This window comes from Hyphomicrobium sp. MC8b, assembly GCF_905067615.1.
Classification (GTDB): domain Bacteria; phylum Pseudomonadota; class Alphaproteobacteria; order Rhizobiales; family Hyphomicrobiaceae; genus Hyphomicrobium_B.
On record NZ_LR898465.1, the window covers coordinates 2,375,897 to 2,398,758 of the forward strand.

The window sequence follows — 22,862 nt, forward strand, 5'->3', positions numbered from 1 at the left end:
CATCGTGCCGGGGGAACCCCCGAAAATACCGCGCTGCGACGTTCTTCGCCTCAAAAGCAATTTAAGCTGTTTTTACTTTGTCATATTCCGTCCGTTCGCCGGGCAGGAACACGGTCAAAAGTCCGAGCAATGGCAGGTACGAGCAAATCTCGTAGACGTAGCCGACCCCTTTGGCGTCAGCGACAAGGCCAAGCACCGCTGCGGCGATGCCTGCGATACCGAACGCCGCGCCAAAGAAAATGCCGGAGATCATGCCGACTCGCCCGGGGATAAGCTCCTGCGCGAACACCACGATGGCCGGAAAAGCCGACGACATGATCAGGCCGATGACGATCGACAGAATCACGGTCCAGGTGAGATCCGCGTAGGGCAGCGCCAGAGAAAACGGCAGCGAGCCCAGGATAGAGAACCACATCACCATCTTCGGGCCGAAGCGGTCGCCAAACACGCCGCCGAGGATCGTGCCGACGGCGGACGCTCCCAGAAACGCGAATAGCATGAGCTGTGAAGTCTGCACGGAGACGCCGAACTGATGGATGGCATAGAAGGTGTAGAAGCTCGCAAAGCTCGCGGTGTAGATATTCTTGGAGAACATCAGTGCAGCGAGCACCGCCAGCGCGACGGCCGTGCGGCCGCGGGAATGAATGAGGCCAGGGCCGAGCGATGCGCCCTTGCGCTTCGGCGCGGCGCTTGATGCCCATTCGCCGACCTTCCACAAAATCACCATGGCGAGCAGCGCGATGGCTGCGAACCAGGCGATGCTCGGCTGTCCGCGCGGGACGACGATGAATGCCGCCGCCAAGGGGCCGATCGCGGTGCCGAAGTTGCCGCCGAGCTGAAACAGCGACTGAGCGAAGCCGTGGCGTCCGCCCGATGCGAGCCGGGCGATGCGCGAGGACTCGGGATGGAAAATCGCCGAGCCGACACCCACCAGCGCAGCGCCGATCAGCAAACCGAGGTAGCTGGTTGTGAAAGCGAGCAATATGAGACCCGCAAACGTCGAGCCCATGCCGACGCTGGTCGAATAGGGAACCGGGCGTTTGTCCGTGAAATGACCAATAAACGGCTGCAGCAGCGAGGCTGTGATCTGGAACGCCATCGTGAGCAGGCCGATCTGCCAGAAATCAAGCCGGTAGGTGGCTTTCAGCATCGGATAAATGGCGACGAGCAGCGACTGCATCACGTCGTTGAGCATATGACTGAAGCTCACGGCGAGCAGGACAGCGAGAGAGGCGCTGGCGACCGGCGCGCGAAGCGCGGCGCGGGATGAATCGATGACGGTCATGGGAATCTCCGGTCGGGCTTCTAACGCCGGAGCACGCGAAACACATCGCGCACGCCGGCATGGCAGCCATCCGGCCACGCATGGGCGTGCACATCGTTCTGAAAAGCGCGGAAAATACCGCTACTTGCCTTCAGCAGGCGCCGGTGTCGCAGGCTCTGGTGCCTTGTCCGGCAAAGCATCCTTCGGCGGCTCGATTTTCATGTCGATCGGGAACGAATAGGTCGTCTTGAAGATCGGCTTGTCTTCGTGGCCCGGCGCAAGCAGCGCATTGCTTGCCGGCAGACCCGTCAGCGCGTCGACGTAGAACATACGGAAGGCTTGGTTCTGCGGCGAGCTTGAACCTTTCTCCGGCTCGCTTTCGAGCTTGTAGGAGAGCACATCGCGGCCATCGATCTGCGCGCGGCCTTTGCAGGAGTAATCGCCGACGTCGGTCTGCTGTCTGACGACGGTGTCGTCCATCTGCTCGCGGAGCTGCGCTGCAATCTGTTGCGGTACCGGCCGCCAACCGCTTCCTTGGTCCGCCCAGGCGTGGTCACCAACCAGGATGAGTTGCGTGGTCTTGTTGGTGAGCTTGTCGGTCACTGTCTGACGCATCCGGTCAGGCAGGACGTAATCGACCTGCATCGACGTCGGACCGTTCTCCGTGATCATCTGGGTGTCCATACGGAACCACGATGATTTGCGCAGCTTCTGGAGCGCGGCCGAAACTTCGTCGCGACATGGATTGGCGTTCGGCTTTGCAGGCGCCGTCGGCGGGACTTGCGCCGCCGCGTCACCCGCGAAAACGGCAACTAAAATAAGAGCAAATGCACTGCGGCGCATGGAAATATCCCAAACGAAGCCGGATAAGCGGCGTTAACGGAGCTTTTGCACCGGCGCGTTTTGAGGCGCAACGATGTTGATGTCTGTCGGATACGAATATTTGACCTCGCGCAGCGGCTTGGCGTTTTCGGCCAGGGTGGCGATGACATTATAAGCCGGCAGCCCGGTCTTTGGATCGACGTAGATCGTGCGCGTCATGATCTTTGCGCGATCCGTTTGCGGATGCGTCTTGTCCTCGAAGCGGTAGCCGACAAGGTCCTGGTTCTCGTACTTCACCGTGCCGATGCAGTCGTAACCTTCGAGCTTGCTCGGCCGCGCCAAAGCTTCCGCCACTTCGGCGACGATCGACTGGGTGAACTGCGGCTGCAGTTCCTCGAAGCTGCCACCCGAACCCGAGAATGCCCGGTTGTCGACCAGCATCGTCTGTTGCTCACCCGGCATGGCAGGCGACGTCACGGTCTGGAGCATCCGCAGCGGCGGCATATAGTCGATCCGCATGTGGGCCTCGCCCTCGGCGGTTTCCTGCGAAAATTCGACCCGGAAAGCTTTCAACGATAGCTGCTTCCTGATGGCGGTAAGAACATCAGCCGAGCAATCTGTTCCGGCGGCAGCTGCCGGGGTCGCGACCGCGAGTGCCGCGGCAGCGACAAAGAAAAGGCGCATCAAATTCCTCCCAGATTTTTTCCCTGGGTTATAAGCAAATTTGCCGCAGACGCGACCTTAAAGTTCAGCAAGGTTGATGAGTGCGCGCCATAAAAATGAGCAGCGGCGCCGTCCGGCTATTTCTTGCGCATTTTCTCGCACGGATCGCCACGCTCGGCCGGTTGTGTGAAGACGATGAAATCGGCTGCCGGCAGGCCATCGGGATCGCGCGGCACATACGTCTCTGGATCGGTGTTGTCCGTCTCGATCTCGACGAACATCACCGACACGACTTTCTTCTCCGGTGTCCGCTTGCGGATATACCACGGCACGGCGCGATCAGTCCGGGCGTGACCCGTTCCGGCAATCAGAATGGCGGAGCCGTGCTGCTGCGAAGCTTTCAAGACAGCATCGGCCAGATGCGCGTCGCGATACCGCTGCGCGAACGCCATGCCGTCGAACGCTTCCTTCGGCAACGCGCCGCAATGGGCGTCCTCGATTTCCTTAATGGACGCGGCGTCGAACTTCGCACCCAGCGGGATGTCGAGCGCAAGGCGCTTGCTAGCGTCGGCCGGGAGCACCCCTGCCCCGTCTTTCGCCGCCTTCATGATTTCGGCGCGCGACACGTCGCCTGCATAGAACGGTCGCTTGGCGGCGATCACGGTTTCGAACAGCGGATCGTAGAGGTCCGGCCAGTTCGACTTCTGCCAGGCGACGGCGAGCTTGAAGTCGGCGACGGTTACTTTCTCGCCGCTGTGCTGCTTGGCGGTAAATTTGTCAATGCCGGGTTGCTGATCGTCACGAAGCTGCTCGAATACGATCGCGGTTTCGTTCGAAGGCTCCGACAGCGCAAACTCACGAATGGCTGCCGCCTGCAAGAGATGGTGTGTGGCGTTGTCATGCATCTCGCCGAGGATCAGGACGCCACCGGCCGAGAGCGCAGCCGTCACGGCCGCCTCGAGACGTTGCCATTGATCGTCCGGACACGGCGTTTTGGGATCTTCTGCCTCCGGCCGGGCGGTGGCGTAGATTTGCCCGCAGAGCGGATGGGCGCATGATTTCGATGTCTGCGCGATCTCTTTCAAAAAGGGACCGCGCTTGGCTGACGAACAGGCGTTCGCATCGGCGGCCCAGCCGATCAACAGCAGGGTCGCAGCGATAATACGATGGACGAGGTGCATTACTTTCCCAGGAAACGCGACCCTCAGCGCTCGCGGCTCGTCGGCAGCCCCTTCTGCTCGCGCATCATGTTGACGAAGCGCGTGAAGAGATAATGGCTGTCCTGCGGTCCGGGCGATGCCTCGGGATGGTGTTGGACGGAGAACACGGGACGGCCTTCGAGGGCCAAGCCGCAGTTCGAACCGTCAAACAGAGAAATGTGCGTTTCAATGACACCATCGGGCAGGCTGTCGCGATCGACGGCGAAGCCGTGGTTCATCGACACGATCTCGACCTTGTTGGTCGTGAAGTCCTTCACGGGGTGGTTGGCACCGTGATGGCCCTGATGCATCTTCTTCGTCGTCGCGCCCAGCGCGAGGCCCAGCATCTGGTGTCCCAGGCAGATGCCAAACACCGGCTTGCCGCTGTCGACGAGCTTCTTGATTTCCGGCACGGCATATTCGCCAGTTGCCGCAGGATCCCCGGGACCATTCGACAGAAAGACGCCGTCAGGATTGCGCGCCAGGATGTCCTCGGCCTTTTCCTTCGCAGGAACAACGGTGACCTTGCAGCCGGCAGATGCGAGGCAGCGCAGAATGTTCCGCTTCAAACCATAGTCGACGGCGACGACGTGGAACTCGGGGTTTTCGTTGCGCGGGTAACCCTTGTTCCAGACCCAACGCTGCTCATCCCAGGAATAGCTCTGGCCACTCGTCACTTCCGGGACGAGGTCGAGCCCCAATAGACCGTGCCAGGACTTGGCCTCAGCCTTCAGCGCTTCGATATCGAACTTACCGTCGGGATGATGCGCGATGACGCCGTTCGGCATGCCGCGCTCACGGATGCGTGCGGTCAAAGCGCGGGTATCGACACCAGCGATGGCGACGATGCCGCGGGTCTTCAGCCAGGCATCGAGATTTTCAGCGGCGCGATAGTTCGACGGGTCGGTGATATCGGCACGCAGGATGCAGCCGCGGACGCCCGAGCGCGATGCCAGGTTCGATGTCTCGGTATCTTCCGGATTGGCGCCGACGTTACCGATGTGGGGAAAGGTGAAGGTGATGATCTGACCGGCGTAGCTCGGGTCGGTCAGAATTTCCTGGTAGCCGGTGATGGCCGTATTAAAGCAGACCTCGCCGACGGCCGTCCCCGTAGCACCAAGGCCGCGTCCGGCGATGACGGTTCCGTCATCAAGCACAAGGCGTGCGGTTAGAGGCACTTCTGTCCAGGGTTCAGGTGCGGTCATCTGTCGTCCATTCAAGGAATTGCAAGCGCGGGTCGCTCGTCGCGGCGGAACCTAGGGGAACGGCTTTACAACGTCAATTCCGGACACGGCAAGAAAGTCCGTGCTTTGTTAAAGGCTTGCCCCAGCCTGCGCGCAGACCGTAAACCAGCGCCTTGACCTCAAGGAGACCTACCCATGCGTGCTAAGATCAACGCAGACATCAAAACGGCCATGAAAGCCGGCGAAAAACAGAAGGTGGGCACCCTCAGGCTCATCAACGCGGCCATTCAATCCGCTGAAATCGAAGCGAAGAAAGACCTCGACGACGCGGCGATCCTTGCGGTCATGACCAAGATGGTGAAGCAGCGGCGGGATTCAATCGCCCAGTATACGAGCGGTGGCCGTCCGGAGCTGGCTGCGACAGAGCAGGCCGAGATCGACATTATTGAAGCATACCTGCCGAAGCAGATGGATGATGCTGCTGTCACTGTGGCCATTGCTGAGGCCATCAAGGAAACGGGTGCGGCGTCGCCCAAGGACATGGGCAAGGTGATGGGCGTGCTCAAAGCCAAGTACGCCGGACAAATGGATTTTCAGAAGGTCAGCGCGGCAGTCAAGGCGGCGCTAGGCTGATCGCCGGCTAGAAAAAGACATACATATCCTGTCATCCTCGGGCCAAGCTCGAGGATGACACCTGCGACGGGAATGCCTAATGCGTAGGCACTGTGGAAAGCGGGTATGGCTTTACGCAACAAGGCGTTGAATAGCCGGGCTTCTGAGCGAATCACCTATTGATCGGTTCACTGCGGGCCTTCGCAAGAAGGTGCGGCGCAGTCCGTCGCTCTCCTGAGGCCCTATTACGCGCATGCGCTTCAGCCCAAACTTTCTGGATGAGATCCGGTCCCGGCTGTCGGTCAGCCAGGTGGTCGGCCGGAAAGTTGCGCTGAAAAAGGCGGGCCGGGAATTCCGCGGGCTGTCGCCGTTCAAGGCTGAGAAAAGCCCGTCGTTCTTCGTCAACGACCAGAAGGGTTTCTATCACTGCTTCGCGTCGGGTGAGCACGGCGACATCTTCACCTTCGTGATGAAGACGGAGGGGCTGGAATTTCCCGAAGCGGTTGAGCGGCTCGCGGCGGAAGCGGGCGTGCCGATGCCGAAGCAGCCCGAGCGTAACATCGAGCAGGAAGACCAGCGCGAACGCCTTTACCGGCTGCTCGAAGCGTCGGCGGAATTCTTCGAGACTTCGCTGCGTGCGGGTCCCGGCGGCGAAGCGCGCCGCTATCTCGAAAAGCGCGGACTGGCTGCCGAGACGATCCAAAGCTTCCGGCTTGGCTTCGCTCCAAATTCGCGGACGGCGCTGAGTGCATTTCTCAAAGGCAAAGGCTTTTCCCCCGCCGACATGGCGACGGCCGGAATGTTGATCGCCGGGCCCGATATTCCTGAGCCTTATGACCGGTTCCGCAACCGCGTCATGTTCCCGATCCTCGATCTCAAAGGGCGCGTCATCGCGTTCGGCGGCCGGGCGCTCGATAAGGACGCCCCGGCCAAGTACCTTAATTCGCCCGAGACGCCCCTTTTTCATAAAGGGCATATCCTGTTCAACGCCGCCCGCGCCCGGTCGGCAGGGCACGACAAGAACCGTGTCATCGTCGTTGAAGGCTATATGGACGTCGTGACGCTCAGCGAGGCCGGTTTCGGCGAAAGCGTTGCACCGCTTGGAACGGCGCTGACGGAAGATCAGTTGAAGCTTCTGTGGCGTATTGCACCAGAACCGATCCTTTGCTTCGATGGCGACAGCGCCGGGCAGAAGGCGGCCAACCGTGCCGTCGAGGTGGCCCTGCCCTGGGTCAAGCCCGGACACAGTGTGGCTTTTGCCTTTCTGCCGAACGGTCTCGATCCGGACGATCTGATCCGCCAGCAGGGCGCGGCCGTCATGTCGGAGGTTTTGGAAAAAACACGACCGCTGATCGACGTGCTGTGGGAGCGGGAGCTTAACGCCCAGCCGACGACCACGCCCGAACAACGGGCGGCGCTGGAAGCGCGGCTTGGTGCACTGACCAACTCCATCCAGGATGCGGCAGTCCGCAACCATTACGCGCGGGAGCTTCGCGACAGGTTGTATCAGCTTGGGCGTCAACGCTCGCCCATGCGCAGCGCCGCGGTTTCGGCGGGACGCTTTGACGGCGGCAAGGGCCAAGGGTCCTATGCGCGGCCTGTGGTGGCGCCCGACTGGCGCCAGCGTGACCGCACGCGGCTCGGGGGTGCGTCCAGCGAGCGGCGCTTTGCTAGCCGCCGTGACGTGGTCAGCACCCTGCCCCTTGCCAGCCCTGAACTCACTAGCCATTTTCAGAGCATATCTCCGCGCGAAGCTCTGATCATGAAAACCCTTCTTAACCATCCGTGGTTGATTGATGAGTATTCCGAGGCGATTGCGGCGATCGAGTTTGCCGCGCCAGCGCTTTCGGTGCTTCGCGACGAAATTTTAGGGGTTCATGCACGCCAAAATTCACTTGACAGCGCAACTTTACGCACCCAATTGAGCAAATCGGGGGTTGCAAAGGTGGTGGACCTCGTCGCGCAAACGATTACGCACGCCAGCGACCGTTTTGCCGAGCCCGATGCCTCCGCCGCCGATGTCGAAGCCGCCTGGCACCATATTCTGGCGTTGCATCAGCGACAGGCTGCGCTCGGCGTTGCGCTGAAAGCAGCTGAGGAGGCTTGGTATCGGGATTGCACAGAAGAGGCCGAGATGCGCCTTCTCGACATCAAACGCCAGATCGCCCGCGAGGCGGCGATGGATCAAATGGACGAAGAGTTCGAGCAACCCGACGACGACGCTTCTGAGGTAAAGCGCGCTGGATAGGCGCGTATTTCGCATTCCGGCTTCGGCGCGCTGCGGCAGGCAGCAGTTCGGAGCCTAAATCAGAATTGAGCCGTTTCCGTGCGGAAGCGGCGCAGACGACAAGGAACGAAAATGGCACGCGCCCAGCAGGCAGTCCAGAAGACAGAAGACAAAGATCAGGCCGCCGATGCACCAGAACGCGACAGCCCCCTCCTCGATCTTTCCGACCAGGCGGTCAAGCGTCTTCTAAAGTCGGCGAAGGCTAAGGGCTACGTTACGCTCGATCAGCTCAACTCGGTGTTGCCGTCGGAGGAAGTTTCGTCCGACCAGATCGAGGATCTCTACGCCACCCTCTCCGACATGGGCATCACTGTCGTCGAGAACGAGGAAGGCGAAGAGAAGGAAGAAGGCGGCGAGGACCTCGTTGACGAGGAAGAAGGCCGTTCGCTCGTCACCCAAAGCTCCTCCGCGCTGACTAAGTCCGAAGGCAAAGCCGAACCGGCAGAGCGTACCGATGATCCGGTTCGTATGTATCTGCGCGAGATGGGCTCGGTCGAGCTGTTGTCGCGCGAAGGCGAAATCGCCATCGCGAAGCGCATCGAGGCAGGCCGCGAAGCGATGATCGCCGGTCTTTGCGAAAGCCCGCTGACGTTCCAGGCCATCATCATCTGGCGCGACGAACTCAACGACGGCAAGATTTTGCTTCGCGACATTATCGATCTCGAAGCAACCTACGAAGGGCCGGAAGCCAAAGAAGTGCCGGCGATGTCCGGCGAAGGCGAGGAATCCGAGGGCGAGCAGGAATCGCAGTCGGGCGAAAGCGATGACGAGGACGAGTTCGAGAACGCCATGTCGCTTGCGGCGATGGAAGCCGAACTCAAGCCGAAGGTTCTCGAAACCTTCGATCAGATCGCAGGCACCTATAAAAAACTGCGCAAGCAGCAGGACAAAAAGCTCGAACAGCAGCTCGTCGGCGAGCAGGGTTCGCGCCAGCAGCAGAAAGCTTACGAGAAGCTTCGCGACGAGATCATCGTCGACGTGAAGTCGCTGTCGCTCAACAACAACCGTATCGAAAGCCTCGTCGAGCAGCTTTACGCGATCAACAAACGCCTCATCGGTCTCGAAGGCCGCTTGATGCGTCTCGCCGACAGCTACGGCGTGCCGCGCCAGCACTTCATCGACGAATATTACGGCAATGAACTCGACCAGACGTGGCTCGACCGCGTCGCCAACAATGGCAAGAAGTGGGGCCAGTTCGTCAAAGTGGAACGCGCCCAGGTCGAACAGATCCGTGCCGAGATCCATCAGCTTGCAACCGAAACGGGTCTGGAAATTCCGGAATACCGCCGCATCGTGAAAGCGGTGCAGAAGGGCGAGCGCGAGGCCCGTCAGGCCAAGAAGGAAATGGTCGAAGCCAACCTTCGTCTCGTCATCTCGATTGCGAAGAAATACACCAACCGCGGCCTGCAGTTCCTCGATCTCATCCAGGAAGGCAACATCGGTCTGATGAAGGCGGTCGATAAGTTCGAATACCGCCGCGGCTACAAGTTCTCGACCTACGCGACATGGTGGATCCGGCAGGCGATCACGCGTTCGATCGCCGACCAGGCGCGCACGATCCGTATTCCGGTGCACATGATCGAGACGATCAACAAGATCGTCCGCACCTCGCGCCAGATGCTGCACGAAATCGGTCGCGAGCCGACGCCGGAAGAGCTGGCGGAAAAGCTCGCGATGCCGCTCGAAAAGGTGCGCAAGGTTCTGAAGATCGCGAAAGAGCCGATCTCGCTCGAAACGCCGATCGGCGACGAGGAAGATTCGCACCTCGGCGATTTCATCGAAGACCGCAATGCGGTGCTGCCGATCGAAGCGGCGATCCAGTCGAACCTGCGCGATACGACCACGCGCGTGCTCGCCTCTCTCACGCCGCGCGAAGAACGCGTGCTGCGCATGCGCTTCGGCATCGGCATGAACACGGACCATACGCTCGAAGAAGTCGGCCAGCAGTTCTCGGTCACGCGCGAACGTATTCGCCAGATCGAAGCCAAGGCGCTGCGGAAGCTGAAACATCCGAGCCGGTCTCGGAAGCTCCGGAGCTTCCTGGATAACTGATCCAAACTATCGAAAGGGGCCGCGAAAGCGGCCCTTTTCTGTTTCAGCGCATAGTCTCCGCGGACGAACTGGAACACTGTCCCGCGTTCGAATTTTTTTCCCATTGCTGCCAATGCTGAACCATGTTCGCTATTAGCAAAAACAGAGGTCTTGCCCCTCCCTCAAGTCGCCGTCATTGTTATTGAGACTGAACAGCCGGGAAAATCGGCTGCGGCGAGGTCAAAGACCTCAGCTTTTCCCGGATTTGAGCGTTACGGCAGCCCCATAAGAATTGGAGGAAACCGTGTCCCAAGTTCAGGAGAATGCCGGCGGCATCCGAAGCGAAAATTGCCAAGCGATCACCCCCCATCTCGTCTGCGCGGGGGCGGCTGACGCGATCGACTTCTACAAAAAGGCATTCGGCGCCGAAGAAGAAATGCGGCTGGCGGGTGCCAACGGGAAGCTGATGCATGCTGCCGTTCGCGTCGGCAACGCCCGCTTCATGCTGGTCGACGAGTTGCCGGAATGGGGTTCATCTTCGCCGATCACGCTCGGCGGCAGCCCGGTCACGATCCACCTCTATGTCGCCGACGTCGACGCATTCGTCGAGCGCGCCGTGAAGGCCGGTGCGATCCTGCGCATGCCGGTCGAAGACATGTTCTGGGGCGACCGCTACGGCATCATCGAAGACCCGTTCGGGCACAAATGGTCGGTCGCCACGCATAAACGCGATATGAGCGAACGCGAGATCGAAGAGGCGATGAAGAAGTTCATGCCGTCTTCCGACAGCACGTCTTGAGCTGATCGCACTACTCGATCTTGGTGATCTCGGCCTCTCCCGCGCCGGCCGCAACGGTGTCGCCGACGGCTTTTTCCATCAGCGCCTGGGCGAGCGGCGAGACGTAAGAGATCCTGCCCTTCGAGGGGTCGGATTCGTCCTCGCCGACAATGCGGAATTTCTGCACACGGCCGTCGTCGCGCTCGAGCGTGACAGTCGAGCCGAACGAGACGACCGAGGCGCTCGCCGGCGCGGCCTGGACTTCCGCCGTCGTCAGACGTTGGTTCCAATAGCGCAGATCGCGTGACGTCCGCTGGATGGCGTCACGATCTCCAGCGCGCTGGCCCTCGGCCAGCTCATCCTGAAGGCGTTCGACCTCGGCCTGGATCAGCGCTAAGCCTTCCGGGGTGACGAGGTTGCGATGCTCGGACACGAGCTTCTCGGGAAGCTCTTCGACGGCATCGGATTCTCTGACAAATGCTCTGCTCATCGAACCAATATAAGCATTTTCCGAGGCCGGTACCAGAATGCGGCAATACCAGCAAACATTGACCCTTAACACCCGCGGACAGGGTCTGTCCGAGTTTACGCTAGACGTGGTGCAGATCGTCAGCGACGCGGAGATCGAGGTAGGACTGGCGCATATTTTCTGCCGCCACACGTCGGCGTCGCTGCTGATCCAGGAGAACGCCGATCCGGACGTGCAGCGCGATCTCATTGCCTTCTTCAAGCGCCTCGTACCGGACGGCGATCCGCACTTCATTCACCGTTCGGAAGGCGCCGACGACATGCCGGCGCATGTCAAGAGTGCGCTGACGCAGACGACGCTGACGATCCCGATCGCCAACGGGCGGCTGATGCTCGGGACGTGGCAAGGCATTTACCTTTTTGAGCATCGCGCGCATCCGCACGACCGACATGTCATCGTGCATGTGATCGGCGATTAACGTCTGCGCTTTGGCATCAGCCTGAAACATCTCTAGCTTAACGGTGCCGAGACTGCCCCCCTCCCCTTCCTCCAAAGGAGTGCCGCGATGCGCCTGCCTCTGATCCCGCTGGATACGCTGACGCCCGAGCAGAAAACGCTCTATGCCGACATGAAGAACGGCATCCAGAACAACTTCAAAGGTTTCACCGCGATCAACGAGACCGGCCAGCTTATCGGGCCATGGAACCCGTGGCTGCGCTTTCCGCAGTTCGGCAGCGCGGTGTGGGAGTATACCAAGGCGATGTCGGCATCGCCGAAGCTACCGCGGCAGGTGCGCGAGATCGCCATTCTCGTCACCGGCACGAAGTTTCACGCGGCGTATGAACTCTACGCGCATGTGCTTATCGCGGAACTGCGCGGGCTTCCCGACGAAAAAATCACGACCATCATTGCCGGAAACCGGCCGAACGATCTGACGGAAGAGGAAGCTGTCGCCTATGATCTGGCGTCGAGCCTCGTGACGGGGAGCACGCTTCCGGCGTTGACATATAACCGCGCCGTCGGCGCGTTCGGTGAGGATGGAGCGGCGGAATTCATTTATCTCGTCGGGCTTTATTGTGCCGTATCGGTGATCCTCAATGGCTTCGACGTGCCGTTGCCTGACGACGGAACCGCGGATTGAGCGTCCTCAATCCAATCGGTAATTGAAGCTCACAGACACGCGCTCGGCTTTGGCGTGATTGACCGGTACTTCATGGCGAAGCCAGCTTTCCCAGAGCAGCAGCGTACCCGGCGCGGGCGCGACTGAGACGAACGTCCTGTTCTTGTCCTTCGCCGAGGGCTTCTTCGGCGGGGCGGCCATCAGCATCGCCAGCCGTGGGTCTTCGTATTTGATGGCGCTCGCGTCCTTCGGCACCGCGAGATAGAGCGTGCCGCTGATGACCGAATGCGGGTGAATGTGCGCCGTGTGATAGCCGCCGGGCTTCAGGACGTTGACCCAGAGGCTGTCGAGCACGAGGCGGCGGCCATCGAGGTCAAATTCCAGCGTCCGGCCAAAGGCCGCGACCTGGCGATCCAGCACCGCGACGAGATCGGCAAAGGCCGGATGCCGATCGGGGAGGTCGTTGAGCGAGGCATAGGATGTATATCCAGCATAATCATTGGCTTTCGACCATCCCTGCCCCGCCCGGTCGGCGGCAGCGATTTCGTGGGCGGCATCCAGAAGCTCGGCCATGAGCGCGGATGTCGCGCCGCGCTGAAGCTCCTCACGGTAAACGTGGGTAACGAAAAGCTCTTGAATGCGCGCCATGGCCTCTTTCCGGCTTCGAGATGGTAGGTGAAATGTCGCGTTTACCGCAGCATCCTTGCGCATGGAAGGCCGGGACCCGACCTGCTAAGACCCCCGGCAGATCGAATCGAAAAGCCTACCGGAGAAAGACCGATGTCCGAAACGTCCGCTGAATCTGCAGCCCGCGTCGCAACCGCCGCCCTCATCCGCGACTATTACGAGGCCTTCAACCGCGGCGACACCGACGCGATGCTCGAATTTCTGACCGACGACGTCATTCACGACGTCAACCAGGGCGAGCGCCGTCAGGGCATCGAGAAGTTCCGGGCCTTCAATGCGCGCATGACGCACAACTACAAGGAAGAGCTGAAAGACATCGTCGTCATGGTGTCGAAGGACGGCTTGCGCGCTTCGGCCGAATTCAACGTGCACGGCGTTTATAAGAACACGGAAGAAGGTCTGCCCGACGCAGTCGGCCAGAAGTATGTTCTCCCGGCCGGTACGTTCTTCGCCATCCGCGACGGCAAGATTGCGCGCGTCACCACCTATTACAATCTGACCGACTGGATCGCACAGGTCGCAGGCTAAGGATTAGAGAGCGAATGGCCGCTGACGAAAAGAAGAAGCTCGAGGTCAAATCGGTGACAGGAGCGGATATCCTTCCGGTCCTGCCCGATCTCAGTCGCCTGCGCATGATCGTCTTTCGGGACTGGCCTTATCTCTACGAAGGCACGCTCGAATACGAGCAGAAGTATCTTGAGAAGTTCGCCAAGGCGAAGGGCGCGGTCGTCGTCTGCGCCTATGACGGAGATCAGATGGTGGGCGCTTCGACCGGCGCGCCGATGATCGAGCATGCCGACGAGTTCGGCGAGCCGTTCAAGAAAGCGGGCTACGACATCTCCAAGATCTTCTATTGCGGCGAGAGCGTGCTGCTCAAAAGCCATCGCGGCCACGGCCTCGGCCATGCATTCTTCGACGGACGCGAGGCGCAGGCGAAGAAGCTCGGCGGCTTTGAATACTCGTCGTTCTGCCGCGTCGTTCGGCCTGACGACCATCCGTTGAAACCAGCGGATTACGCCCCACTTGATCCGTTCTGGAGAAAGCGCGGCTATGAGCCGGTCGACGGCATCGTCGCCACCTACGACTGGCAGGATATCGACCAGACCGCCGAAACGACCCACGACATGCAATTCTGGATGAAGAAACTCTGATGACCAAGAAGACACTCAAAGTTGCAAGCTCTCAGTACCCGATCGGCCAGCCGAAGACGCTTGCCGAATGGGAAGAGAAGATTGCGCTTTGGGTGAAGAATGGCGCAGCGACGGGCGCAGAGCTTCTGGTCTTTCCGGAGTACGCGGCGATCGAGCAGGCGGCGTGCTTCGGTCCGGAGGTCTATAGCGACCTGCAGGCGACGCTTGCCAAGGTTGCCCAGATCAAGGACGCGCGCGTTCAGTTTCACGTCGATCTCGCGAAGAAGTACAAGGTGCATATCCTCGTCGGCTCGGGACCTGAGAAGACCGCAGACGGATTGTTCGTCAACTCGGCGCAGCTCGTCACGCCAAAGGGTTCGGTCGGCGTGCAGGAAAAGCTCGTCATGACGCCGTTCGAAAAGAACTGGGGCGTGACGGCGGGCAAGACGGTGCGCGTGTTCGAGACGTCGATTGGCACGTTCGGCATCGCGATCTGCTACGATAGCGAATTCCCGCTGATCTCTCGCGCGATGGCGGAAGCTGGCGCGCAAGTGTTGCTTGTGCCGTCATGCACGGAGCGCATCTCGGGCTATCACCGGGTGCGCACCGGCTCGATGGCGCGTGCACTCGAAAACACCATTGCGGCCGTGCAGAGCCCAACCGTCGGCGATGCGCCGTGGTCTCCGGCTGTCGACTTCAATGCCGGTGCGGCGGGTATTTACGTGCCGTCCGAGCACGGCATTTCGGACACGGGCGTACTCGCGCAAGGCACGCTCAACGCGGCCGAGTGGGTCGTCGCCGAGATCGACATAGCGCGGCTTACGCATTTGCGCGTTTCGGCCGAGATGCACAATTTCGGCGATTGGTCGGTGCAGCCCGGCGCTCCGACGCCGAAAGTCGACGTCGACGTCGTAAAGTTGATTTAGTTTCGGCTTCCGACTCCTTTCCGAGGAGCGGGCCGGAAGCCGATTTCTTACTTCAATGCCCAGGTAATCGTCACGCGCGCTTCGAGCGTGCTGGTACCGGCTTCGATGGGCACCGAGGACGCGGTAGCTTTTGCGAGCCGCGGCGCATACATCACCGGGCCGTTCGACGACGTCTCTTCCGAAATCTGGATCACGTCGCCGACTTCGGCACCCGCAGCCGCGGCGAGCAGCTTGGCACGGCGCAGCGCGTTGGCGACGGCTTCCTTGCGCGCGTCGTCCTTCAGAGCATCTTCTTTCGACACCTCGAAGGCGAGGCCCTGAATCTGGTTGGCGCCTGCGCTCACGACATTGTCGAGGATCTCGCCGAGCTGATCGAGCTTGCGAACCAGAACGATCACCTGATTGCTGACGCGATAGCCGCGCACCTTCGGCGGCTGGCCCTCTTTATAGTCCATCACCGGCTCGACGTTGAACGATGCCGTCTGAATATCTTTCGGGTCGATGCCTTTGCCTTTCAGCTCGTCGATGATCTTCGTCATCGTCTCGCTGTTCTTCGTTAACGCGTCACGCGCGGTCTCGGCTTCCGTCGAAACGCCGGACGTGATGCGCGCACGATCAGGCTCTGCCTCGGCCGTGCCCGTCGCCGAGACGGTAATTGTCCGTTCCAATGGTCTATCCTCCGCGCGCGCCATGGCGGGCGAGAACATCAGCAGCGCTGCTACGCCGCCAATTGCGAGAGCCGAAACAATATCTCGAGGACGCAAAGCGCTAAGCATGGGTGTCTCCGCCAGTTTTTCCCCGCTGGCTATAGTCGCTTCGAGGACAAATGAGGGCGAAATACTGTCGTTCGGATGAATGACACGTCGCGGGCCGTTGCAAAGCGGGGCTCGCCGCCTTGCGACGCCCGGATCTCCTGCTATAGCATTTGCAGCTATTGGGGCCGGACCGGGCGGCGTCATGGCTTCCCAAGGATACCGAGACGGTCAGAATGGTCGATACGAAGCCGCGCGCAGACAGTGACAGCAGAAACCATGGAAACGATATTCGCCAATCGTTCGGTGCGGATTTCGTGGTCATTGGTTTTTTCACGCCGAATTACGAACCGGCGGCGGCTGCATTCTCGAAAAATCTTATCCAGCATCGCATCTCGCACCATCTCTACGCGCGCCCTGTTCTCGGCGACAGTTGGTATTCGCAGACGCGACAGAAGCCGACGGTCATGGCGGATGCACGCCGCGACTATCCGGACCGGCCGCTAATTTTCATGGACGTCGATTGCACCGTGCGCGGCGACATTAGCGGCATCCTGCAATCGCCCGGCGATCTTGCCATGCGGACAAAGGGCACGGCGCTTGGCACAACGCGGCGCGCCTTGAAGCCGACGACGCGCGTGCTGCTGCTTCGCCCCACGGCCGGCGCAGATGCGTTCATTGCCGCCTGGGAGGCCGGAACCCAGTACGCAGGCAAGGGAGACTCCGCGGAAGCAATCCTGATCGAGGTGATGGGCGACAGCCCCGAACGCTATGCCATCGGCACGCTCCCGCTCAAGTATGCCGGAATTGAGTTGCATGACGCGCCGACCGACGCCGTCGTCGTGCACGACAGCATTCACGATCAGACGCGTCCGGCCTGGACATTGCGGCGGGGGTTGCAGCGCTATTTCCGGGCGGGGCGGAACACGGCCTACCGGATCGCGACCGGGCAGACGTACGATGAACGCTACGGCAAACGGGGCGCGCGGAACCGGACGAAATAGCCTTGCTAGCGCTTGCCGAGCGGCGACAGAATGCCTGACACAAAATCGTCGTTGAGGCTGTCCGCCCGGCAAACATCTGGTATGAGAAGCACCGCGTGGGCCCGTAGCTCAATGGTTAGAGCTGACGGCTCATAACCGTCTGGTTCCAGGTTCGAGTCCTGGCGGGCCCACCACATTTTTTGCGCGCAGCCGCCACATTGACCCTGTGCGCCATGGTTCCGGTTCGAGGTTTCTCCTCTCACCTCCCCTATTACGCGTCTGCTGAATTTCCCTCCTGATCCATCTGCCAGCGCCCCATCGACGGAGCGCGCGGATGATCGCACGGCTCCGTCGTTTAACTGGTGGAGAGCTGACGTCGTGCGTCAGTAGTCGACGACGCCGTCCAAAGCGTAGTGCTTGATGGTCTTGCGGTTCTTGATCAGCTCATCGATCGACGGCTCGCTCTTCAGGGCGCGTTCGATCGCTAGCTTCATAGCCTTGTAGTTCGTATTGTAGAGATCTTTCTTGTCGAGTTCGGCGTGGTCGGCGCAGCGCGGGTCCAGCCAGATCGTCACGACGATGCAGATCTCATCGACGATCGCCTTCGGAATAATTCCCTCAGCGACGCTATCGACGACAGCATCAGCGATCGCGGCCTGCACGACACCGCCGAGCAGTTCGACATACTCGCCGGAGGCGATCGTCACCTTCGTCGTCATCATGGTGGCCGGACGCGCCATTTGGTTGAGATCGCGTATTGCGAAAAACCGGGTGTGGCCGACGCTCTGACCCATCATGCTGGCGAATGCATGCCCCACTGGGCCGTTGACCGAACCGATCAGCACCTCGGGCATAGCATCAGTGTACTGACCCGGAGCTGCGAGTACAGTCGCCTCACCGGCCTTGAAAATAATATCGCTCATGCATTCCTCTCTTGATGGTTCCATTTCAGCCTGCGATCGGTGGACTGGATCAGCCTCAAACGATGCGCCCGGTCACCGCTTTCTTAGCTTGCAACCAACCGGCCGCCACGAAGAAAATCGAACAATAGAGTTGCGCCGCACCGACACCTAATGGTGTCACGCTCAGTACAGCGCGGGCGGCAATGCTGTACTGCTGTCTGAACTGCCGTGGTTTCAATTGGTCTGCACGGCTGGCGATTAATCTGATCGTTAATTTAAAACAATCATCACTTCGAATTGGCATACGGCGAAATAATCGCCGATCTTTCTGACAGCGCAGGTTCATCTCCCACGGTTGGTGCTCACTCCAATGGCCATTTTTGGACTTTTCGACATGCCTCGTTCCAGCAACGCAGTTTTGGGCCTCGTAGGCGCGGCGGTGCTCATCGCTCTATCGACATCGCAGGTGTGCCGCGCCGACAGCGTGGCGCCTGCGCCAGCCAAGGACCATCAAACGCCTTGGGTCGTACCGGACATCGACAAGCTGCCGGATAATGATTGGGGCCGCACCGTGCGTCACGGTCGCGATCTCATCGCCAAAACATCCTCGCTAATCGGCCCCGAAGTCAAAGATCCGGCGCACCGTTTCGCCGGCAACAACCTCAATTGCCAAAGCTGCCATATCAATGCCGGCACGAAGCAGTTCGGATTGGCGCTGGTCGGCGTTTATGCCGATTTTCCGAATTATCGAAAGCGGTCGGGCAGCGTCGGCTCGATGGAAGATCGCATTCAAGGCTGCATGCAGCGCAGCATGAACGGCAAAGCACTTCCCGAGGACGGACCGGAAATGATCGCGATGCTCTCCTATCTGAGGTTTTTGTCAGATGGCATTCCGGTTGGCGCAAAAACGTTCGGGCGCGGCACCGGCGCTATGCCCGAACTCAATCGCGCCGCCGATCCCGTCCGCGGCAAGACGATCTACGCGAACATGTGCGCCGCTTGTCACGGCGCCGACGGCCTGGGTCAGCGCGTCGGCAAAGTCGGCGATGCAAAGGGCTATATCTTCCCGCCGCTTTGGGGCCCTGACAGCTACAACGACGGCGCCGGCATGGACAGGCTGATCGACGCCGCCAACTTCATTCACAACAACATGCCAGCGGGTACGACGTGGAAAAATCCAGCGCTGAAGCCTGAGGATGCGTGGGACGTCGCTGCCTACATCGACACACAACCTCGGCCGCAAAAAGCGCACCTCAGTCGCGACTTTCCGAACCGCCTGCAAAAGCCCATCGACACGCCCTATGGGCCTTATGCGGACGATCTGCCGGAGAGCGAGCACAAGCTTGGGCCATTCGGGCCGATCATCGACGCCGACAAAAAGCTCAAGGACGACGCGAAGCACTAGCTCCCCAGCCCTTCGGTGCGTTCGCGCTCCGAGTGGCCTCACATGAAGACCCGGAGTTGAAAATGACCATGACCGGCAGACGACAGGCGTTACAGGCATTCGGCCTGGCGCTAGCTGCGGCCTCAGTCGGAGGCCTCACACGCGAAGCCGACGCCGCTGCACCCAATGACATTCCAGCGGGCGCGTCGGCTCTCGCAGACCTCACCGACAGGCTCGCCAAGGCTCCGCGCCGCCGTGACTTCAAAACCGTGCCGATGATCCTCGATCATTCCGATCAATGGGATGACGAGGCTCTGAAGGAAGTCCTCGCCTACAAGCCCATCACCAAGCAGGCCTGGGACGTGACGGACATCGCAGGCCCTTGGCTCAATGTGATGCGCAATTCCATCAATGCGCAGGTCTGGTCATTCAAGCATCCGGATTTTCTGGTCGTTTCGGCAACGCACGGCTCGGCGCATTACGCGCTCTACGATCAGGAGATGTGGGACAAATATCAGTTTGCGAAGATCGTCGGCAAAGGCTTCGAGAAGAACACGCTGATCCTCGATAAGCCCGCAGCGTCCGCCAATTCTGCCGACTATGAAAGCCCGACGGGCGTGTTCTCCCCGCTGAACAACTCGATCCCGGCCCTGCAAAGGCGCGGCGCCGTTTTCATGTCGTGCCACAACGCCATCTGGGAGCAGGCGACCAAGCTGCACGAAAAAGGCGTTAATCCCGACAAGCTTGAAGTCGATGCGCTCGCGGCCGAGCTAACGAACCATCTGATCCCCGGCGTGGTTCTGATTCCCGGCGCCGTCGCGACACTTCCTGAACTGCAGCAAGCGGGGTTCCACTATGCGCGCTAATTCCATCGTTAAAGCGGTTTTCGGAGCAGGCATCGCCGGAGCAGTGGCTCTGGGTGCAATGTCAGCACAGAGCGCCGAGCAAAACGCACCGAATATTTTCCCGCCTTGGCAGCACGGCTTCAACAACGACGCGACCGACCGCGGCTTCGAATTCACCGTACCGCAGGTCGATAACCTTGCTGATTTCCACGGCAGCGTCACCGATCCCAAGCTCGTGCTCTACGTCGGCGGCAACTACTTCTTCGCCATGGCGCCACTGGTGGATGAGTTCGAGAAAGCGCATCCGGAATTCAAAGGCCGGATCTATTGGGAGACGCTGCCGCCGGGGCTTCTCGTGCATCAAATCAAGGCGCACGGCGTCGTCACCTCGGGAAACATGACGTGGACTGCAAAACCGGATGCGTATTTCGCCGGACTTGTTGCCGTCAAGCGGCTCGTCGATGACGGCACGCTAGCCGGTCCTCCGGTTCCTTACGTCAAGAACACGCTGACGATCATGGTCCCCAAGGACAATCCTGGACACGTCTCTGGACTTGCGGATCTCGGGCGGGCGGGCTTGCGCATTGCGATGCCGAACCCGGAATTCGAGGGCGTGGCGCGGCAGATCAAGGCGTCGCTGAAAAAAGCTGGCGGCGCGGCGCTCGAAAAGGAAGTCTACGAAACGAAGGTCGCCGACGGCGGCACGATTTTAACGCACATCCATCACCGGCAGACGCCACTGTTCCTGATGCAGGGTCACGTCGATGCCGGCGTGACGTGGCTGTCGGAAGCGATGTTCCAGGAGCAAGTCGGAAACCCGATTACGAACGTCGTCATTCCAACGGATCAGAACACAACTGCGACTTACGCCGGAGCGATGGTCAAGGGCGCCGCCCACCCAGAAGCGGCCAAGATGTGGCTCGACTTTATCCGCTCACCTTCAGCACTGAAGATTTTTGAAAAGTACGGCTTCACGCCCGCTTGAGCGGAGGCATTGAGCGTCAGGACATTGAAGGCAGCGCGCTTAAAACCGCGCACTGCCTTTGACGCTGATGCTGCTGAGGCTCGTATCTTCGGCGTAATGGCCGTCGTACTGCAGGCTCAGCGTTGCGCCGTGCATATTGATGAGATCAACGCCAGCGCTCACATCCGCAAAGAGCGTATCGAGCTTGGTGGCCGTCGTGAAGCCAGCAACGTCTGGCGCGTCGGCAAAATTGGTGTTGAGAAGAAACTGATCCGTGTCCTGCCACGTCAAACCCGCCCTTACGAACGGACGGATCGTTACGAAATTGTGGACGTTCTTCTCGCTGCCGAATTCGATGCCCGGCGACACGCTGACGACCGTATCGCTTTTTCCAGCAACCGCCAGCGCCGCTCCGCCGCCGTCATTTTCAGTGAAGCCGTCGAGCGAGACATTGGTGATCGCTGCATCGACCAGCGGCTTCACATAATAGTTGTCGTGTTGGAAGGAATAGCCGGCGTGCAACTGGCCCGACACGTAGTTGATATCGTTTTTGGAATGCGCCGCGCTGCTGAAGTCACCGAACAGCATGGTACGGTCGGTGTCGTAAGTGCTCCAGCCGCCAGTGACGCCCGCTGCAAACAGCCACTGGCCAGGATTGTATTTGATGATGCCGCCGACGTTGGCGCGGTCGCCTTCGCTCGTTGCGACACCGCTCGAAAGGGAAACGCTATCGTAGCCGGCAGCGAAACCGAGCCGCCAATCCGGCGCGAGGGCAATCTGGCCGCCTGCGGAGAACGAGCCCGTCGTCGCGTGCGCGCCAATGTCTTCGGATGTGCGGTCGAAATCGGAGAAGCGCGCACGGGCACGAACCCACAGACACTGGCCTTCGCGCGCGATCGACACGCCCTGCTGCCCGGCGACCTTGCAGCTCATCAGATCGTTGGCGAACTGCTGGCTCCCGTAAAGTGTTTCAACAAGGCCGTAGTTGTAGATCTCAGGCGACAATTGATTGAGTGCGCCGGCCAGTTCTTTTTGGTCGGATGCGCCCGCCAGCGCATTGGTGACCGTCGTCAGAGCACCGGCGTCCATTGCGGCGTTGATCGACGAGGCCATAGCGGTCTGATTACGATTGAGAGATGCGAAAGACAGTGCATTCGGTCCGAGGTAAATCAGGCTTACATCGTCGATGCCGAATTCGGGAAAAGTCGCGCCGGAGACGAATTCCGAATCGAACAGCACCTGGGCAGAACCAGCATTCAGTTTCACTACGGACGATGCACTTTCCATCGCCGTGTTCGTGATGTCCGATTTTGCAAAGACAGTGATACCCGCGACCTTGGCCGTCAGCGCCCAGGTTTGTCCCGCGGTCGCCGCATAGAAAAACTGGAACTGATATTTTCCGCTTTTGGCGATTGAAACATCCTGCGTAAGCACACTGCTATTGCCGAACGGGTTGGCGAAATAGCTACCGCTGTGAGGTGTCAAAGACGTGATACCGGCGGTCCAAATGTCGACTGCTCCACTGGCGACGTGCCACGGCGGCTGAATGGAGGCCGTCGGTGCATTTGCTTCGAAGCTCGGATCCTGAATGAGGTTCTGAGCACACGCAGTGGTTGCTGGCATCGCCAGCGCAAGGAATGGAGCCACAACGGCAGCGGGGCGCAACAGTGATCGCGTAAGACGCGGCAGCCGAGAGAAAAAGCCGCTATTGATCCAGTCTACCATCTGCGTATTCATTCCGATTTCGTATCCAACCGTCCGGGGGCATCGACGCGCGGGCGCTTCTGACATACGTTCAATTGGCCGATTCGCGGCTTTGCTCTAGAGCTCCTTGCGGCTTACTGTGGATTGTTGATTTTT

Annotated in this window: 24 protein-coding genes and 1 tRNA gene; 14 read left to right on the top strand and 11 right to left on the bottom strand. The window is 60.1% G+C overall.

Annotated features, from left to right (window positions below; translation table 11 throughout):
• Positions 1 to 61: 61 nt before the first annotated feature.
• The 5 genes from ACLB1Z_RS11435 to carA form a co-directional block, all read right to left on the bottom strand.
• On the bottom strand, positions 62 to 1,285 hold the full coding sequence (locus ACLB1Z_RS11435) for an MFS transporter (protein ID WP_409559968.1): 1,224 nt from the start codon (positions 1,283 to 1,285) through the stop codon (positions 62 to 64).
• 120 nt (positions 1,286 to 1,405) lie between these two features.
• Positions 1,406 to 2,107 carry a hypothetical protein gene (locus ACLB1Z_RS11440; protein ID WP_013947757.1) on the bottom strand — a complete coding sequence of 234 codons (702 nt, stop codon included), beginning with the start codon at positions 2,105 to 2,107 and terminating at the stop codon, positions 1,406 to 1,408.
• Between the two features lie 33 nt (positions 2,108 to 2,140).
• Positions 2,141 to 2,770 carry a hypothetical protein gene (locus ACLB1Z_RS11445; RefSeq protein ID WP_409559969.1) on the bottom strand — a complete coding sequence of 210 codons (630 nt, stop codon included), beginning with the start codon at positions 2,768 to 2,770 and terminating at the stop codon, positions 2,141 to 2,143.
• A 116-nt stretch (positions 2,771 to 2,886) separates the two neighbouring features.
• Positions 2,887 to 3,930 (bottom strand): ChaN family lipoprotein, encoded by a 1,044-nt coding sequence (locus tag ACLB1Z_RS11450; protein ID WP_409559970.1) that lies wholly within the window; start codon positions 3,928 to 3,930, stop codon positions 2,887 to 2,889.
• Between the two features lie 23 nt (positions 3,931 to 3,953).
• Positions 3,954 to 5,153 carry a glutamine-hydrolyzing carbamoyl-phosphate synthase small subunit gene (gene carA, locus ACLB1Z_RS11455; RefSeq protein ID WP_013947760.1) on the bottom strand — a complete coding sequence of 400 codons (1,200 nt, stop codon included), beginning with the start codon at positions 5,151 to 5,153 and terminating at the stop codon, positions 3,954 to 3,956.
• 174 nt (positions 5,154 to 5,327) lie between these two features.
• On the opposite strand from carA, the gene ACLB1Z_RS11460 reads away from it, so the two are divergent.
• The 4 genes from ACLB1Z_RS11460 (at position 5,328) to ACLB1Z_RS11475 (ending at position 10,861) form a co-directional block, all read left to right on the top strand.
• Positions 5,328 to 5,765: a GatB/YqeY domain-containing protein gene (locus ACLB1Z_RS11460; protein ID WP_409559971.1), complete on the top strand. Its 438-nt coding sequence runs from the start codon at positions 5,328 to 5,330 to the stop codon at positions 5,763 to 5,765.
• A 232-nt stretch (positions 5,766 to 5,997) separates the two neighbouring features.
• Positions 5,998 to 7,992, top strand: coding sequence for a DNA primase (gene dnaG, locus ACLB1Z_RS11465; RefSeq protein ID WP_409559972.1), 1,995 nt, complete (start codon positions 5,998 to 6,000; stop codon positions 7,990 to 7,992).
• A gap of 111 nt (positions 7,993 to 8,103) precedes the next feature.
• The gene (rpoD, locus tag ACLB1Z_RS11470; protein ID WP_013947763.1) at positions 8,104 to 10,083 is read left to right on the top strand and encodes an RNA polymerase sigma factor RpoD; all 1,980 of its coding nucleotides are present in this window, start codon (positions 8,104 to 8,106) and stop codon (positions 10,081 to 10,083) included.
• Positions 10,084 to 10,366: 283 nt separating this feature from the next.
• Positions 10,367 to 10,861, top strand: a complete 495-nt coding sequence (locus ACLB1Z_RS11475) for a VOC family protein (protein ID WP_409559973.1) — start codon at positions 10,367 to 10,369, stop codon at positions 10,859 to 10,861.
• A 10-nt stretch (positions 10,862 to 10,871) separates the two neighbouring features.
• Here the strand turns inward: ACLB1Z_RS11475 and greA are convergent, their stop codons facing one another.
• Positions 10,872 to 11,330, bottom strand: coding sequence for a transcription elongation factor GreA (gene greA, locus ACLB1Z_RS11480; protein WP_409559974.1), 459 nt, complete (start codon positions 11,328 to 11,330; stop codon positions 10,872 to 10,874).
• Between the two features lie 37 nt (positions 11,331 to 11,367).
• Between greA and ACLB1Z_RS11485 the strand changes: the two genes are divergently transcribed.
• Together ACLB1Z_RS11485 and ACLB1Z_RS11490 are read left to right on the top strand one after the other, a co-directional pair.
• Complete coding sequence (locus ACLB1Z_RS11485; protein ID WP_409559975.1) at positions 11,368 to 11,787, top strand: secondary thiamine-phosphate synthase enzyme YjbQ; 420 nt, start codon at positions 11,368 to 11,370, stop codon at positions 11,785 to 11,787.
• A gap of 87 nt (positions 11,788 to 11,874) precedes the next feature.
• Entirely contained in the window at positions 11,875 to 12,450 is a 576-nt protein-coding gene (locus ACLB1Z_RS11490; protein WP_409559976.1) for a carboxymuconolactone decarboxylase family protein, read from the top strand.
• A gap of 6 nt (positions 12,451 to 12,456) precedes the next feature.
• On the opposite strand, the gene ACLB1Z_RS11495 is transcribed toward ACLB1Z_RS11490, so the two are convergent.
• Positions 12,457 to 13,077: a TIGR02466 family protein gene (locus ACLB1Z_RS11495; protein WP_409559977.1), complete on the bottom strand. Its 621-nt coding sequence runs from the start codon at positions 13,075 to 13,077 to the stop codon at positions 12,457 to 12,459.
• 132 nt (positions 13,078 to 13,209) lie between these two features.
• On the opposite strand from ACLB1Z_RS11495, the gene ACLB1Z_RS11500 reads away from it, so the two are divergent.
• The 3 genes from ACLB1Z_RS11500 to ACLB1Z_RS11510 are packed head-to-tail and all read left to right on the top strand — an operon-like array spanning position 13,210 to position 15,172.
• Complete coding sequence (locus ACLB1Z_RS11500) at positions 13,210 to 13,644, top strand: ketosteroid isomerase-related protein (RefSeq protein WP_409559978.1); 435 nt, start codon at positions 13,210 to 13,212, stop codon at positions 13,642 to 13,644.
• A gap of 14 nt (positions 13,645 to 13,658) precedes the next feature.
• A complete protein-coding gene (locus ACLB1Z_RS11505) occupies positions 13,659 to 14,267 on the top strand; it encodes a GNAT family N-acetyltransferase (RefSeq protein WP_409559979.1) in 609 nt (202 codons plus the stop codon).
• The gene (locus tag ACLB1Z_RS11510; RefSeq protein WP_409559980.1) at positions 14,267 to 15,172 is read left to right on the top strand and encodes a carbon-nitrogen hydrolase family protein; all 906 of its coding nucleotides are present in this window, start codon (positions 14,267 to 14,269) and stop codon (positions 15,170 to 15,172) included. Before ACLB1Z_RS11505 ends, ACLB1Z_RS11510 begins: the two co-directional genes overlap by 1 nt.
• A gap of 47 nt (positions 15,173 to 15,219) precedes the next feature.
• On the opposite strand, the gene ACLB1Z_RS11515 is transcribed toward ACLB1Z_RS11510, so the two are convergent.
• Positions 15,220 to 15,948 carry an SIMPL domain-containing protein gene (locus tag ACLB1Z_RS11515; RefSeq protein ID WP_409559981.1) on the bottom strand — a complete coding sequence of 243 codons (729 nt, stop codon included), beginning with the start codon at positions 15,946 to 15,948 and terminating at the stop codon, positions 15,220 to 15,222.
• A 212-nt stretch (positions 15,949 to 16,160) separates the two neighbouring features.
• Here ACLB1Z_RS11515 and ACLB1Z_RS11520 point away from each other — a divergent pair, with 212 nt between their 5' ends.
• Together ACLB1Z_RS11520 and ACLB1Z_RS11525 are read left to right on the top strand one after the other, a co-directional pair.
• Positions 16,161 to 16,928 (top strand): hypothetical protein, encoded by a 768-nt coding sequence (locus ACLB1Z_RS11520; RefSeq protein ID WP_409559982.1) that lies wholly within the window; start codon positions 16,161 to 16,163, stop codon positions 16,926 to 16,928.
• 97 nt (positions 16,929 to 17,025) lie between these two features.
• Positions 17,026 to 17,101 (top strand) — tRNA-Ile (locus tag ACLB1Z_RS11525).
• A gap of 189 nt (positions 17,102 to 17,290) precedes the next feature.
• Here ACLB1Z_RS11525 and fae read toward each other — a convergent pair.
• Both fae and ACLB1Z_RS11535 read right to left on the bottom strand, forming a co-directional pair.
• Positions 17,291 to 17,830, bottom strand: a complete 540-nt coding sequence (gene fae, locus ACLB1Z_RS11530; protein ID WP_409559983.1) for a formaldehyde-activating enzyme — start codon at positions 17,828 to 17,830, stop codon at positions 17,291 to 17,293.
• 55 nt (positions 17,831 to 17,885) lie between these two features.
• Complete coding sequence (locus ACLB1Z_RS11535) at positions 17,886 to 18,155, bottom strand: hypothetical protein (RefSeq protein ID WP_409559984.1); 270 nt, start codon at positions 18,153 to 18,155, stop codon at positions 17,886 to 17,888.
• 48 nt (positions 18,156 to 18,203) lie between these two features.
• Between ACLB1Z_RS11535 and ACLB1Z_RS11540 the strand changes: the two genes are divergently transcribed.
• The 3 genes from ACLB1Z_RS11540 (at position 18,204) to ACLB1Z_RS11550 (ending at position 21,023) form a co-directional block, all read left to right on the top strand.
• Positions 18,204 to 19,214 carry a c-type cytochrome gene (locus ACLB1Z_RS11540; RefSeq protein ID WP_409559985.1) on the top strand — a complete coding sequence of 337 codons (1,011 nt, stop codon included), beginning with the start codon at positions 18,204 to 18,206 and terminating at the stop codon, positions 19,212 to 19,214.
• A 68-nt stretch (positions 19,215 to 19,282) separates the two neighbouring features.
• Positions 19,283 to 20,059, top strand: a complete 777-nt coding sequence (locus tag ACLB1Z_RS11545) for a transcriptional initiation protein Tat (protein WP_409559986.1) — start codon at positions 19,283 to 19,285, stop codon at positions 20,057 to 20,059.
• Positions 20,049 to 21,023, top strand: coding sequence for a substrate-binding domain-containing protein (locus tag ACLB1Z_RS11550; protein WP_409559987.1), 975 nt, complete (start codon positions 20,049 to 20,051; stop codon positions 21,021 to 21,023). The genes ACLB1Z_RS11545 and ACLB1Z_RS11550 overlap by 11 nt, the downstream gene beginning before the upstream one ends.
• 39 nt (positions 21,024 to 21,062) lie before the next feature.
• On the opposite strand, the gene ACLB1Z_RS11555 is transcribed toward ACLB1Z_RS11550, so the two are convergent.
• Entirely contained in the window at positions 21,063 to 22,739 is a 1,677-nt protein-coding gene (locus tag ACLB1Z_RS11555) for an autotransporter domain-containing protein (RefSeq protein WP_409559988.1), read from the bottom strand.
• Positions 22,740 to 22,862 lie beyond the last annotated feature (123 nt).

Coding starts and splice junctions, on each gene's coding strand:
- ACLB1Z_RS11555 (WP_409559988.1), bottom strand. CDS start 22,739: ATGAATACGCAGATGGTAGACTGGATCAATAGCGGCTTTTTCTCTCGG.
- ACLB1Z_RS11450 (WP_409559970.1), bottom strand. CDS start 3,930: ATGCACCTCGTCCATCGTATTATCGCTGCGACCCTGCTGTTGATCGGC.
- ACLB1Z_RS11460 (WP_409559971.1), top strand. CDS start 5,328: ATGCGTGCTAAGATCAACGCAGACATCAAAACGGCCATGAAAGCCGGC.
- ACLB1Z_RS11535 (WP_409559984.1), bottom strand. CDS start 18,155: ATGAACCTGCGCTGTCAGAAAGATCGGCGATTATTTCGCCGTATGCCA.
- ACLB1Z_RS11550 (WP_409559987.1), top strand. CDS start 20,049: ATGCGCGCTAATTCCATCGTTAAAGCGGTTTTCGGAGCAGGCATCGCC.
- ACLB1Z_RS11545 (WP_409559986.1), top strand. CDS start 19,283: ATGACCGGCAGACGACAGGCGTTACAGGCATTCGGCCTGGCGCTAGCT.
- ACLB1Z_RS11485 (WP_409559975.1), top strand. CDS start 11,368: ATGCGGCAATACCAGCAAACATTGACCCTTAACACCCGCGGACAGGGT.
- ACLB1Z_RS11540 (WP_409559985.1), top strand. CDS start 18,204: ATGCCTCGTTCCAGCAACGCAGTTTTGGGCCTCGTAGGCGCGGCGGTG.
- carA (WP_013947760.1), bottom strand. CDS start 5,153: ATGACCGCACCTGAACCCTGGACAGAAGTGCCTCTAACCGCACGCCTT.
- ACLB1Z_RS11510 (WP_409559980.1), top strand. CDS start 14,267: ATGACCAAGAAGACACTCAAAGTTGCAAGCTCTCAGTACCCGATCGGC.
- ACLB1Z_RS11500 (WP_409559978.1), top strand. CDS start 13,210: ATGTCCGAAACGTCCGCTGAATCTGCAGCCCGCGTCGCAACCGCCGCC.
- ACLB1Z_RS11505 (WP_409559979.1), top strand. CDS start 13,659: ATGGCCGCTGACGAAAAGAAGAAGCTCGAGGTCAAATCGGTGACAGGA.
- ACLB1Z_RS11490 (WP_409559976.1), top strand. CDS start 11,875: ATGCGCCTGCCTCTGATCCCGCTGGATACGCTGACGCCCGAGCAGAAA.
- ACLB1Z_RS11495 (WP_409559977.1), bottom strand. CDS start 13,077: ATGGCGCGCATTCAAGAGCTTTTCGTTACCCACGTTTACCGTGAGGAG.
- fae (WP_409559983.1), bottom strand. CDS start 17,830: ATGAGCGATATTATTTTCAAGGCCGGTGAGGCGACTGTACTCGCAGCT.
- dnaG (WP_409559972.1), top strand. CDS start 5,998: ATGCGCTTCAGCCCAAACTTTCTGGATGAGATCCGGTCCCGGCTGTCG.
- ACLB1Z_RS11435 (WP_409559968.1), bottom strand. CDS start 1,285: ATGACCGTCATCGATTCATCCCGCGCCGCGCTTCGCGCGCCGGTCGCC.
- ACLB1Z_RS11445 (WP_409559969.1), bottom strand. CDS start 2,770: ATGCGCCTTTTCTTTGTCGCTGCCGCGGCACTCGCGGTCGCGACCCCG.
- rpoD (WP_013947763.1), top strand. CDS start 8,104: ATGGCACGCGCCCAGCAGGCAGTCCAGAAGACAGAAGACAAAGATCAG.
- ACLB1Z_RS11520 (WP_409559982.1), top strand. CDS start 16,161: ATGGTCGATACGAAGCCGCGCGCAGACAGTGACAGCAGAAACCATGGA.
- greA (WP_409559974.1), bottom strand. CDS start 11,330: ATGAGCAGAGCATTTGTCAGAGAATCCGATGCCGTCGAAGAGCTTCCC.
- ACLB1Z_RS11515 (WP_409559981.1), bottom strand. CDS start 15,948: ATGCTTAGCGCTTTGCGTCCTCGAGATATTGTTTCGGCTCTCGCAATT.
- ACLB1Z_RS11440 (WP_013947757.1), bottom strand. CDS start 2,107: ATGCGCCGCAGTGCATTTGCTCTTATTTTAGTTGCCGTTTTCGCGGGT.